Below are 12,218 nucleotides of genomic sequence, written 5' to 3' on the forward strand. Positions count from 1 at the left end.
GGTGGTCAACGCACGGTGGGGGTAACTCACCCCAACCGTGACCCAATATCACCGCTTGGCGGGTCCGGACCGCGCCGATGTCACTAACGGTCCGCGGCCCGCCACCCTTCGGGGTGCAAACCCGCTGGTTCGCGCTCCGCGTCGAGTGCCACGCCCCGCTCGTCGGTGACCCGGACGGCATCCACGTACACGCCCCGGCCGCCGTAGCCCGTGCCCCGGACGTACCGCCAGCGGAACTTGCCCGCCGACTCCGTCTCCAGCTCGACCTTCTGCCAACGCCGCTGCCCGTAACCGGCCAACGCGTGGACCTCGCGCCACGTGGACCCGTCGTCAGTCGCTTCGAGGACGACCTCGTCGCCCGGGTCGAGGTCCACGAACGCCCAGAACGACAGCTGCTGCTTCGCCGAGCGCCGCGGCAGCTCCCGCGTGGTCAACGTGCCGCCGTTCGCCTCCGGCGTCCACGCCGTGCCGTGCCGGGGACGCACCGCCAGCGCCCGCGCCAAGCCGTCGGCCGCCACCCGCCGGGCCGGGTTGATCGAGCCCCAGTTCCGGCTCGGGTGCACGCGGTTGGTCAGCAGGATCGCGATCGACCGCGACAACGGGTCCAGCACCAGCGTGGTGCCCGTGTAACCGGTGTGCCCGGCGGCGCGCGGCGAGGTCAGCGCGCCCATGTACCAGCGCTGGTCCAGCTCGAAGCCCAGGCCGTGCGAGTTGCCCGGGAAGCCCTGGTTGAAGTCGGTGAGCATCAGCTCGACGGTCTCCTCGCGCAGGATCCGGCCGCCCGCGTGCGCACCGCCGTTGAGGATCGCCTGGCCGAGCACGGCCAGCTCCCGCGCGGTGGAGAACATGCCCGCGTGGCCCGCGACGCCGCCCAGCGACCAGGCGTTCTCGTCGTGCACGCTGCCGCGGATGATGCCCCGGCCCGCCTGGTACTCGGTGGCCGCGATCCGGTCCAGCTTGGCCGCCGGCGGGTTGTAGCCGGTGTCCACCAGGCCGAGCGGCGCGGTGATGTCGTCGCGGACCAGCTCGTCCAGCTTCTTGCCCGACCACTTCTCGGCCAGCAGGCCCAGCGTGATCAGGTTGAGGTCCGAGTAGAGGTACGTGGTGCCGGGGGTGCTGCGCGGCTTGGTGTCCATCACGGCCTTGAGCCGCGACGGGACGTCCGGGTACTGCGACCACAGCGGCAGCCACGCGACCAGGCCGGAGGTGTGGGTCAGCAGTTGCCGGACGGTGATCGACTCCTTGCCGTTGACGCCGAACTCCGGCAGGTGGCGCGCCACCGGGTCGTCCAGGCCGAAGCGGCCCAGCTCGTGCTGCCGCATCACCACGATCGAGGTGAACAGCTTCGAGATCGACGCCAGGTCGAAGATCGTGTCCTGGGTCATCGGCACCCGCTGCGCCTCGGGCAGCTCGGTGCCGGCGGCGTCGGCGTAGCGGACCGCCCAGCCGGTCGGCTCGTGCGTGACCACGACGCCGTCGTGCGCGAACAGCGTGACGGCGCCCGCGAACAGCGGGTGGCCGGTCGCATCGGGCACGGTGTAGCGCTCGATCTGCGCCAGGGCGGCGTCCAGCGGGGCCGGGTCGAGTCCCACGCGCTGCGGGGTACCCGTTCGCAGCACGCTGCTCGACCAGCCCTCGTGCGGCTGGTCGAAGCGCGCTTCGCGGCCCTCGGCGTGCGCCGGCAGGGTGACGGACAGGGCCATGGTGGTCGCGATCAGCAGGGCGGGGACGCGCATCGCTGTTCTCCCTCTACCGGTAGCGCAGGTAAGGCCGGCGGGTGCGGTCGAACGCGGCCAGCTCGTCGGCCCAGGCGCCAACCACCTCGTCGGTGTTCGCGCCCGCGTCGACCATGCGGCGCAGCCGGTCCGAGCCGCTGAGCTTGTCGATGTAGAGGTCGGGTCGCCACGCGAAGACCTGGGGGTAGCGGGCCTTCGCCGTGACGATCATGGCGACGGCCGTGCGCGGCGCGTCGAAGCTGTGGACGTCGGTGAGGTGCAGGGCGACGCCGCCGCACAGCTTGTTGGCGAACTTGCTGAACGTGGGCGTGAAGTAGGTCTCGCGGAACCGGACACCGGGCAGGCCCATCGCGTTGAGGTCCTCGGCCCACCGCCAGTCCAGGCCCGGTGCGCCGATCGTCTCGAACGGGCGGGTGGTGCCCCGGCCCTCGGAGAACACCAGCCCTTCGAACAGGCACGTGCCCGGGTAGACCAGGGCGGTGTCGTGCGTGGGGACGTTCGGGCTCGGCGGGACCCACGGCAGGCCGGAGTGCAGGTCGTCGCGCTTCCAGCCCCGCACGTCGACCACTTCCAGGCTCGACACCCGGCCGCCGTCGGTGGGCAGGAACTCGCCGTCGAACAGCCGGGCCAGCTCCCCGATGGTCATGCCGTGCTGCTGCGCGATCGGCTTGCGGCCGACGAACGTCGCGTAGGCCGGGTCGAGCTGCGGGCCGCGGGCTGTGCCGCCGACCGGGTTGGGCCGGTCGAGCACGACGAACCGCGCGCCGGTCGCCGCGGCGGCCTGCATGACCGCGTACATCGTCCAGATGTAGGTGTAGAACCGCGCGCCGATGTCCGCGATGTCGAACACGAGCGTGTCCACGCCCGACTTCGTGATCATCCCGGCGATCTTGGTGACGCTCGCGCCGTAGGTGTCGTAGACCGGGATGCCGGTGCGCGGGTCGAGGTAGTCGCCCTCCGAGCCGCCGGCCTGCGCCGTGCCGCGGAAGCCGTGCTCGGGGCCGAACGCGGCCAGCGGCCTGACCCCGGCGGCCACCATCGAGTCGACGATGTGGGTGTGGTCGCGCAGCACACCGGTCGGGTTGGTGACCACGCCGACCTTGCCGCCCGCGAACCGCCGCCAGCCGTCCTCGGCCAGCTGTTCGGCACCGGTCTTGATCAGGCGCGGCCGGTCCGGGTGGTCGGGAGCGCTGTCGAACGCGCCGAGCGCGGGGACGGCGAGGGCGCCGGCGCCCGCCGCGAGGAAGTGCCTGCGATCCATGGCGGTCACCACTCCAGTCCGTGGCCGAAGGGGTAGGGCGTCGGTCCGGGCACCTCGACCGGCAGCTTGCCGACCGGTGCCGCCTCGCCGGTGATCACCCTGGTCAGCGCGGCCATCGACACCGCGCCGTAGGAGTAGGTCGCCAGCCAGGTGGGCGCGGCCGTGTGCGCCACGTCGTACGGGTTCTGCACGGCGACCGCGACGACCGGCTTGCCGGTGGCCAGGAGCCTGGTCAGCAGGGTCTGCTGCGCCGGTTGCCGCGACAGCGCGTTGGTGAGCACGACGACCACGTCGGCGTTGGCGGCGGCGGTGACGGCAGCCGTGATCTGGGCCTGGGTCGGCGCGGCACCGGTGGGCAGGGCCGTGCCACCGAGGAAGCCCGCCAGGGTGCGGGTCGTCGTCTCACCCCAGCCCGTGACCAGCGCGGCGGTGGGCTTGGTGCGCAGCGGCAGGACGCCCGCGTCGTTGCGCACGGCGGTGATCGTGCGGTCGGTGATCCGCTCGGCGGCGTCGAGGTGCTCGGCCGGGCCGACCGCGGCGTCGACCTTGTCCACGTCCACCGCGGGGCCGGTGAGCATGCCGCGCAGGAACTTCATCCGCAGGATCCGCAGCACGCTCTGGTCGATGCGCCGCTCGGTCAGCTCACCGCTGCGCACGGCCGCCAGCACGCTGTTGACGGCCAGCTCCAGGTTCACCGGCATCAGCAGCTGGTCCACGCCCGCCTTCAAGGCCAGCACGGGGATCTCGGCGTCGCTGTGCAGCTGCCGCACGCCCGCCATGGCCAGCGAGTCGGTGATGACCACGCCGTCGTAGCCGAGGTTGCGGCGCAGCAGGTCGAGCGCGGGCTTGGACAGCGTCGCCGGCTCACCCGACGGGTCGATCTTCGGCATCTGGATGTGCGCGGTCATGATCGAGTCGACGCCCGCGGCGATGGCCGCCCGGAACGGCGGGGCGTCCACCTCGCTCCACTCCGCCTCGGAGCGGTCGACCTTCGGCAGCGTGGTGTGGCTGTCCTGGTCGGTGTCGCCGTGGCCGGGGAAGTGCTTGGCGGTCGCGCTGACGGTGTGCTTGGCCAGGAAGCGGCCCTGGTAGCCGCGCACCTGGGCGGCGGTCAGCTCGGCCGCCAGCGCCGGGTCGCTGGAGTAGGAGCGCACGCCGATGACCGGGTTGGCCGGGTTGGAGTTCACGTCCGCGTCCGGCGCGAAGTTCTGGGTGATGCCCATGGCGCGCAGCTCGCGGGCGGTGATGCGGGCGGCGTGCTCGGCGTTCTCGGCGCTGCGGCCCGCGCCGAGGGCCATGTTGCCGGGGAACTGGGTGGCGGGCGCGCCGATGCGGGTGACGATGCCCATCTCCTGGTCCGTGGCGATGGCCAGCGGGATCCGGCTCGCCGCCTGCAGGCCGTTGGAGAGGGTGGCGATCTGGCGCGGTGTGTCGATGTTGTCGTAGCTGGAGTTGTTGAAGTAGACGACACCGCCCGGCTGGAACTTCGCCACCACCTCGGCGGGCGTGGCGACGCCGAAGTCGCGCAGGTTGCCGGGGTGCGCCTCGTCCGGGGACTGGCCGTGCAGGTAGGTGACGAACAGCTGGCCGACCTTCTGCTCCAGCGACATGCCGCGGACCATGGCGGTGACGTGCTGCGCCTGGTCCGGGGCGGCGTGCGCCGGTGTCGGCATTGCGGAAGCCGCGGCCACGGCGACGGCGACGAGCGGACGGAGCACTGCGGCCTCCCCACTGGGAATCTTCAACCACAACGTGGTGCGTTTGGCAAGTTACCCACGTCACACAGGCGGGTCAACGGGTTGCGTTGTGTGGCCATTGTGCGGAGGGGCACCGACAGAACCAGGGGTTTGGCGCGTCACTCGTTCGGGCACTAGTTCGGCGGGTCGCGCTTTCGGGGCAGGAAGCAGTGGCGCAAAAAGACGGTGGGGCCCCTCGGTTGAGGGGCCCCACCGTCGTCAGCGCGGGCTTCTGAGTTACCAGGCGTGCAACTCGTGTCGTACCGACCTGGCCTCGGCGTCCGGCGTCCCGGTACGCAGGCCCTAGACGACAAGCCTCCCGCGGCGTGCTGCGCGTGGGTGTCTCGAAGTCCGCGCACGGAGCTCCGTCGGGGTGGACGCCGCTTCTCTTCCGCTTCGTCCCTGGCCGACCCGAGGTCCGCACTTCCTTTGTAGTGCGTGTCCGCCGTCACAGCAAGGGCTCGATGGGGTGCACCGTTCAAGCGACCGTCAGTAGTGGAAAGTCTTTTGTGACAGTGATTCCGTGCCCCTCGGGACCCCCGGTACCGCTGACCGGGGCACGCCGGGGTGAATCAGCTCCGGCGGCGCCTGCGCAGGCCGTACCAGGCCACGCCCGCGGCCGTCGCGGCGCCCAACCCGATCGCGGTGACGGCCACCGCGGTGCCCGACGGGCGGGGGATGCGGGCGCGCAGCGACACGGGGTCGGAGAACGTGAGCACCGGCCAGCCGCGCTGGGTGGCGACGCGGCGCAGCGCGCGGTCCGGGTTGACCGCGGTCGGGTGGCCGACGGCCTCCAGCAGCGGCAAGTCGGTGATCGAGTCCGAGTAGGCGTAGCAGCGGCTCAGGTCGTAGTCGTGCAGCTCGGCGAGCTGCTTGAGGGCGATCGCCTTGTTCTCGCCGGCGCAGTAGAAGTCGACCTCGCCGGAGTAGCGGCCGCCCGCGACCACCATCCGGGTGCCCACGCTGTGGGTGGCGCCGATCATGGTGGAGATGGGCGCGACCAGCTCCTCGCCGGAAGCAGACACGACGACCACGTCGTGGCCCTCGCCCTTGTGGTCGGTGATGAGCTGCGTGGCCTCCTTGTAGACGAGGGGGTCGACGATGTCGTGCAGCGTCTCCTCGACGATCGAGCGCACCTGCTCGACGTCCCAGCCCTCGCAGAGCGCGGTGATGTGCGAGCGCATCCGGTCCATCTGGTCGGCGTCGGCGCCGGCCAGCATGAAGACGAACTGCGCGTAGGCGCTCTTGAGCACCGCACGCCGGTTGATCAGGCCCTCTTGGAAGAAGGGCCGGCTGAACGCCAGCGTGCTCGACTTGGCGATGACGGTCTTGTCCAGGTCGAAGAACGCGGCGACTCGACTGCCGTCGGTGGCGTGCTCGGTCACCGGTCAAGCTTAAGCGGGGAGGGGTCGGCCGGCCGCCGCAGATGTTCGTGAGTTTACGAATCAGATGTGCGGTCGGTCGAAATTTGGTCTCCCTCTAACGAGAAGCACGCATGACCGTGTCCCGTGGGGATACAGTAGACGGGTCCGGCTCGACCGGACGGGTTCAGTCCGACCCCCCGGGACTGAACCAATGACGACCCCCGTCCCTCCCCCCTGGCGGGGGTCGTCCCATGTCCGGGGTCGGTTTTCCGGGGTCGTCGCGCTGGACCTCCGCGCACTCGCGCCCCTTCTTGCATCATCCTCCGAATCTTTTGCCGCGACGGCCGTGACCGCCGTCTTGCGGACTGCTGCCCGGTGTGGTCGGCCGTCGAGTTGTCCACAGGCCATCCGGTTGTCCACATGTTGATCATGTGGCGTTGTGTCCTTCCTCACCGCCCGACACCGTGGAACCCGTAGATCCACAACGGGAACGGGGGAGTGGCGTGAAGCGACCGGTGGCTTTGGTGACCGACGCGGGACTGGTGGACGAGGTGCTGCACGCGGCGGCGGTCGTGGGCTGCGAGTTGGAGCGCATGGTCGACGTGACGGCGTTGCGCGGGCGTTGGCACGGTGCGGCGGCGCTGGTGCTGGACTTCGAGGCCGTGGTCGCGTGCGCCGGGTTCCCGCGCAGATCGGGTGTGCACGTGGTCGGTACCGGTCCGCCGGGTGCGGAGGTGTGGCGGCGTGCCCTGGCGCTGGGCGCGGAGCAGGTGCTGGAGCTGCCCGCCGACCAGGAGCGGCTGCGGGCGGTGCTGGCCGATGCGGCGGAGGACGTGCCGGTCGGTGAGGGCGGGATGCTGGCGATCCTGGGCGCGCGGGGCGGTGCCGGTGCGTCGGTGCTGGCGGTGGCGGTGGGGCAGGCCGTGCTGGCGGCCGGTGGTCACGGCCTGCTCGTCGACTGCGACCCGTTGGGCGGCGGTCTCGACCTGACGTTGGGTGCGGAGCGGCAGGAAGGGCTGCGGTGGCCCACGTTGCGGCTGAAGGGTGGCCGCGTGCCCGCCGCGGCGCTGCGCTCGGCGCTGCCGGGCCGTTCGGGCAGGCGCGGCAGCCTGACCGTGCTGTCCTGCGGCCGGACAGGTCCTGGCCCGGAGCCGGACGCCGTGGTGGCGGTGGTCGAGGCGGGCAGGCGTGCCGGAGGAACCGTCGTGTGCGACGTGCCGCGTCAGCTCACCGCCGCGGCGTTCGCCGCGCTCGACCGGGCCGACCTGGCGGTGTTGGTGGTGCCGGCGGACGTGAAGGCGTGCATGGCGGCCAGGACCGTGGTCGAGCAGACCGCCGAACGGGGCGTGCGGCTGAAGGCGGTGGTCCGAGGCCCGGCTCCCGGTGGCCTGACCACCGCGCAAGTGGTGGAGGCGATCAACGTGCCGCTGCTGACCACCATGCGCCCGGAACCGAGGCTGGCCAGGGCACTGGACAACGGCCACTTCCCCGAAACCACCCGCGGCCCGTTGGCGAAGGCCGCCCGAAAAGTCCTGGCGGCCCTCCATGCCCACTGACCCGAACGCCCCGCTGTCCAACGCCACCCGCCCTCAAACGGAATCCGCCCCACCATCCCCGACCGGCGCCGGTTCCCCGCCGGCACGACCCGACCGGCCACAACATCCAGCCGAGAGCGGTTGCCGGTGCGCGGGACTGTGTGCGGGGCAGCGCCCGGTCGACGATGGTTGCCCGGGTGCGGAATCCGGCGTGGGGCGACACCCGGCCGAGAGCGGGCGCCTGCACGTCGAACCCGGCGCCGAGCAACACCAGGCCGCGGTCGACGGCGGTGGTAGGCAAGCCGAACGCGGCGCGCGGTTCACCGAGCCACCCGAAGTCCTCCCAGCCTCACGCGGAGCACTCCGAGCACCACTCGGGTTCCCGCGTTCCCCATCACCCGTCGCGACATCACTTCCCCGGGCGCCCGGACCGCGCGGTCCGAGGCCCGGCAAGTGCCCGCGATCCAGTCGTCCGCCCTTGGTGAGGGCGGACCAAGACCTCTTGGCGGTGCTTCATGACCACTGATCGAACCCATCCATCGCACGGGCCTGGCGACCTGCGGCAGTCAGGGGTCGGGCGGTGGGTTGTGGGTCGTGATCTCGGGCCCACCTTGAGGCGGCATCCCGGGTTTCGGGCGCCGGTGCGGTTTCGGCGGTGTCGGCCCGAGCTGCTTTCGACGCTGGTGTTCGCCGAGTTGTCGGCGCAGTTGCGAGCCGAGGCGGGTGGTGGGCGGCAGGGGTTGGTCGATGCCGCTCGGGAAGTTCTGGGTGGGCGTCGTCGGGAGGGTGATCGTGAACGACCTTGTTGAGCGGGTTCGGGTGCGGTTGGCCAGTGGGCGCGGGGACCTCACGTCCGCGGCGGTCGCGGCGGCGGTGCGGGGTGAGGCCGGCGGGGTGCTCGGTGACGAGGACGTCCAGCGGGCGCTCGCGGTGCTGCGGCAGGAGTTCGTCGGTGCCGGGCCGCTGGAGCCGCTGTTGCGGGACCCTGGCACGACCGACGTGTTGGTGACCGGGCCGGACCAGGTGTGGGTCGACGGTGTGGACGGGTTGCGCCGCACGGACGTCACGTTTCCCGATGAGGCCGCGGTTCGACGGCTCGCGCAGCGGCTCGCGGTGGCGGCTGGGCGGCGGTTGGACGACGCCTCGCCCTACGTCGACGGGTGGTTGCCCGGCTCGGTGCGGTTGCACGCGGTGTTGCCGCCGATCGCGCCGTTCACCTGCCTGTCGTTGCGGGTCCTGCGGCCGGCGGCGCACGACCTGGTGGCCTTGCGGGACTCCGGCACGTTCGACCAGGTGGCGGCCGACCTGCTGCGGGCGATCGTGGCCGCGCGGCAGGCGTTCCTGGTCGTCGGCGGCACGGGGTCGGGGAAGACGACTCTCCTCGCCGCGCTGCTGGGGTGTGTCCCGCCCGACGAGCGCATTGTCTGCGTCGAGGACGCCGGGGAACTCCAGCCCGACCACCCGCAGGTGGTCCGGCTGCTGGCCCGCGGCCCGAACGTCGAGGGCGCGGGCGAGGTGACGATGCGGGACCTGGTCCGGCAGGCGTTGCGGATGCGCCCCGACCGGATCGTGGTCGGGGAGGTGCGGGGCGCCGAGGTGTGCGAGCTGCTGTCGTCGCTCAACACCGGGCACGACGGCGGTGCGGGGACGTTGCACGCCAACTCGCCCGCCGAGGTGCCCGCCCGGTTGGAGGCGTTGGCCGCGCTCGGTGGGCTCGACCGGCACGCCTTGCACAGCCAGCTGGCCGCCGCGGTGAAGGTCGTGCTGCACATGCGCCGCGCGGGTGACGGCACCCGGCACTTGGCGGAGATCGGTGTGCTGGAACGGCGTTCCGGTGACCTGGTCGTCCGGCCCGCTTGGCGGCGTGACGGCGGTTGGCGGGAAGCCGGTGCGGCGCTCAAGGACCTGGTCGGTGCGCCATGACTCTGCTGTTGCTGGCCGCGGCGTTGCTGGTGGTGCCCTCGGCCGAGGCGCGGCGACGCCTCGCCGGACCTCGCCGTCGGGTGCGGTGGAAGCCGTTGAGGCCCAAGCAAGTGCACGCGGTGCTGGTCGGGATCGCGTTGGGCCTGCCGGTGGGAGTCGGTGGGGTGATCGCGGGTGCGTTGCTGGCGGCGACCGTGTGGCACGCGTACCGCGAGGCGACTCGGCAACGCGACCGGCTGGCGGCGTCCGTCGCGCTCGCGGACGGGCTGAAGGCGTTCGTCGCCGAGCTGCGGTCGGGTGCGCACCCGGCGAAGGCGGCGATGGGTGCGGCGGAGGACGCGGAGCCGCCCGCGACCGACGTGCTGCGGGCCGTCGCGGCGACGTCGGCACGTGGCGGTGACGTGGAAGCGGCGCTGGCCGACTTCCCCGACGCCCGCCAGTTGGCCCGGGCGTGGCGGCTGTCGGCCGTGCACGGCGTGCCGTTGGCGGACGTGCTCGACGCGGTCCGCCGGGATTTCGATCGGCGCACCGCCTTCGCCAAGCAGGTCCACGCCCGCATGGCCGGTCCGCGGGCGAGCGCGGCGGTGCTGGCCGGGTTGCCGCTCTTCGGTGTGGTGCTCGGTGAGCTGAGTGGGGCGGGACCGCTGGCCGTGCTGTCCGGCACCGCGCCGGGACAGGTGCTGCTGGTCGCGGGGGTGGTCCTCATCTGTGCCGGGCTGCGGTGGAGCGGCCGACTGACCAGGCAGGTGATCGCATGAGCCTGTCGCCGCCGCTGGTGCTGCCGCTGGTGCTGCTTGCCTTGGCGGTCATCGCGCTCCCGGCACCGGGCAGGGCCGCGGCGCGGCTCAGGCACACGGCCCGGGGGCAACCGGGAGCCGGGCGGGAACCTGGTCCGGAGGCCGCGCGAGAACTCGGCGCGGGCGCTGGGCGGCAACCGTGGCTGAGGGTCGGCCGCCGGCCTCGGTCGAAGGCCGAGCGAGAACCGGTGTCGGAGGCCGGCGGACAGGTCAGGGCGGAGATCGAGCGGCCGTTCTGGCTGGAGCCGGGGCCGCAGCCCGCTTCGGCGATCGGGCGGACGCCCGCGCCGGACATCGGGCGAAAGCTTGGGGTGGAGGCCTGGCGACACCCCTGGGTGGGCATCGGGCGACGATCCGGTGCGAGCGCTGAGCGGGTGGCTCGGCCGGTGGCCGGGAGGCGGACACCGCTGAGGACCTGGCGACGGTTCGGTGCGGAGGTGAGGCGAAAACGCGGGCCCGAGGCGCGATCCGCGGACCCGTTCGCCGCGGCGGCGGCGTGGGACCTGCTGGCGGCCGCGCTGAGGGCCGGGTTGCCGGTGGCGGAGGCGGTGCGGGCGGTGCTGCCGGGTGTTCCGGCCGGAGCGGCGGGGCGGCTGCGGGAAGTGGTCGACCTGTTGACGTTGGGTGCGGATCCGGTGGAGGCGTGGGCCAAGGCGTTGGCACACCCGGACACGGCGCCGCTGGCCAGGGCGGCGCGGCGGACCGCGCGGTCGGGTGCGGCGTTGGCCGGGGCGGCGGCGGACCTGGCCGCGGAGGCGCGGGCGAGCGTGTCGGACCAGGCGGAGGCTCGGGCGCACCGTGCCGCCGTGCTGGTGGCGGGGCCGTTGGCGCTGTGCTTCCTGCCCGCGTTCCTGTGCCTCGGTGTGGTGCCGGTGGTGATCGGCGTCGTCAGCCGGGTGAGCGAAGGTTTCTGACTGTCCATATTAGACATTGGTGTGGAGGAAATGGTGACCGGCAAACGAATCCTGCTCGATGACGGTGGCATGTCGACGGTGGAGTATGCGATCGGCTCGCTCGCCGCCGCCGCGCTCGCCCTGCTCCTGTTCTCGCTGATGAGCGGTGACTGGGTGGAGGGCCTGCTCCGGGCCTTGATCGTGCGGGCCTTCGCGGTGGACACGTGAAGCGCGGGCGCGGCGCGCTCGGTGACGACCAAGGCGGGGTGACGGTCGAAGCGGCCGTGGCGGTGTGCGGGTTGGTCGCCTTGCTGGTGCTGGGCATCGGTGCCGTGATGGCGGTCGTGGACTACCTCCGGTGCACGGACGCGGCGCGGGAGGCGGCACGGCTGGTGGCCCGGGGTGACGACGCCCGGGTGCCGGGCGTGGTCGAGGGGATCGCGCCCGAGGGCGCCCGGTGGGCGGTGCGAAGAGCGCAGGACACGGCGTCGGTGGAGGTCACGGTCTCGTGGCTGGGTGTCGAGCTGCGAGGAGGTGCCTACGCGGTGCTGGAGCCGGGGGTGGTCGGTGGGTGACCGGCGTGGATGACCGCGGGTCGGCGTCCGTCGTGGCGGTGGCCGTGGGCGCGGTGTGGTTCGGGTTGGTGGCGGTCGGCGTGCACGTCGGCGAGGCCGTGGTGAGCCGGCACCGGGTGGCCGCGGCGGCCGACCTCGGGGCGTTGGCGGCGGCCGGGCAGCTCGCCGGCGGGGTCGCGCACGCGTGCGCGCGGGCCGAGTGGGTCGTGGCACGGATGGGCGGCCGGCTGACCGCGTGCCAGGTGGACGGGTGGGAGGTGAGCGTCCGGGTGTCCGGCGAGGCCACGGTGTTCGGCGCGCCCAGCGCACGTGCCCGGGCAGGTCCGGCCGAACCGTGACCCCGGCCCGACGCGACGAACGGTCGTCCGCCGGCGGTGAGCGGACTCACACGACCGCAG

General features: G+C 72.7%; 11 protein-coding genes. 7 read left to right on the top strand and 4 right to left on the bottom strand.

The window, feature by feature from the left end:
* Nucleotides 1-83 precede the first annotated feature (83 nt).
* From A6A25_RS06470 to A6A25_RS06485, 4 genes are all read right to left on the bottom strand, one after another.
* Nucleotides 84-1,736, bottom strand: coding sequence for a serine hydrolase domain-containing protein (locus tag A6A25_RS06470; RefSeq protein WP_083668040.1), 1,653 nt, complete (start codon nt 1,734-1,736; stop codon nt 84-86).
* Between the two features lie 13 nt (nt 1,737-1,749).
* Complete coding sequence (locus A6A25_RS06475; RefSeq protein ID WP_073887024.1) at nt 1,750-2,997, bottom strand: exo-beta-N-acetylmuramidase NamZ family protein; 1,248 nt, start codon at nt 2,995-2,997, stop codon at nt 1,750-1,752.
* 5 nt (nt 2,998-3,002) lie between these two features.
* Nucleotides 3,003-4,670, bottom strand: a complete 1,668-nt coding sequence (locus A6A25_RS06480; RefSeq protein WP_073887028.1) for a glycoside hydrolase family 3 protein — start codon at nt 4,668-4,670, stop codon at nt 3,003-3,005.
* Between the two features lie 635 nt (nt 4,671-5,305).
* Complete coding sequence (locus A6A25_RS06485; protein ID WP_073886865.1) at nt 5,306-6,118, bottom strand: HAD-IB family hydrolase; 813 nt, start codon at nt 6,116-6,118, stop codon at nt 5,306-5,308.
* Between the two features lie 482 nt (nt 6,119-6,600).
* On the opposite strand from A6A25_RS06485, the gene ssd reads away from it, so the two are divergent.
* The 7 genes from ssd (at nt 6,601) to A6A25_RS06520 (ending at nt 12,158) form a co-directional block, all read left to right on the top strand.
* Nucleotides 6,601-7,653, top strand: a complete 1,053-nt coding sequence (gene ssd, locus A6A25_RS06490) for a septum site-determining protein Ssd (RefSeq protein WP_073886866.1) — start codon at nt 6,601-6,603, stop codon at nt 7,651-7,653.
* Between the two features lie 768 nt (nt 7,654-8,421).
* Nucleotides 8,422-9,555, top strand: coding sequence for a TadA family conjugal transfer-associated ATPase (locus A6A25_RS06495; protein ID WP_143193001.1), 1,134 nt, complete (start codon nt 8,422-8,424; stop codon nt 9,553-9,555).
* Nucleotides 9,552-10,313: a type II secretion system F family protein gene (locus A6A25_RS06500; RefSeq protein ID WP_073886867.1), complete on the top strand. Its 762-nt coding sequence runs from the start codon at nt 9,552-9,554 to the stop codon at nt 10,311-10,313. Before A6A25_RS06495 ends, A6A25_RS06500 begins: the two co-directional genes overlap by 4 nt.
* Before the next feature lie 476 nt (nt 10,314-10,789).
* Nucleotides 10,790-11,266, top strand: a complete 477-nt coding sequence (locus A6A25_RS45250; protein WP_241828525.1) for a type II secretion system F family protein — start codon at nt 10,790-10,792, stop codon at nt 11,264-11,266.
* A 33-nt stretch (nt 11,267-11,299) separates the two neighbouring features.
* A complete protein-coding gene (locus A6A25_RS06510) occupies nt 11,300-11,473 on the top strand; it encodes a DUF4244 domain-containing protein (RefSeq protein WP_241828526.1) in 174 nt (57 codons plus the stop codon).
* The gene (locus tag A6A25_RS06515; protein WP_073886869.1) at nt 11,470-11,820 is read left to right on the top strand and encodes a TadE family type IV pilus minor pilin; all 351 of its coding nucleotides are present in this window, start codon (nt 11,470-11,472) and stop codon (nt 11,818-11,820) included. The genes A6A25_RS06510 and A6A25_RS06515 overlap by 4 nt, the downstream gene beginning before the upstream one ends.
* A complete protein-coding gene (locus tag A6A25_RS06520) occupies nt 11,817-12,158 on the top strand; it encodes an Rv3654c family TadE-like protein (protein WP_073886870.1) in 342 nt (113 codons plus the stop codon). The genes A6A25_RS06515 and A6A25_RS06520 overlap by 4 nt, the downstream gene beginning before the upstream one ends.
* Nucleotides 12,159-12,218 lie beyond the last annotated feature (60 nt).

Source organism: Saccharothrix sp. CB00851 (assembly GCF_001905065.1).
Classification (GTDB): domain Bacteria; phylum Actinomycetota; class Actinomycetes; order Mycobacteriales; family Pseudonocardiaceae; genus Actinosynnema.

What these genes read in the sequence shown, in the direction of transcription:
- A6A25_RS06480 (WP_073887028.1), bottom strand. Translation starts at nt 4,670, where the DNA reads ATGCCGACACCGGCGCACGCCGCCCCGGACCAGGCGCAGCACGTCACC.
- A6A25_RS06475 (WP_073887024.1), bottom strand. Translation starts at nt 2,997, where the DNA reads ATGGATCGCAGGCACTTCCTCGCGGCGGGCGCCGGCGCCCTCGCCGTC.
- A6A25_RS06470 (WP_083668040.1), bottom strand. Translation starts at nt 1,736, where the DNA reads ATGCGCGTCCCCGCCCTGCTGATCGCGACCACCATGGCCCTGTCCGTC.
- A6A25_RS06500 (WP_073886867.1), top strand. Translation starts at nt 9,552, where the DNA reads ATGACTCTGCTGTTGCTGGCCGCGGCGTTGCTGGTGGTGCCCTCGGCC.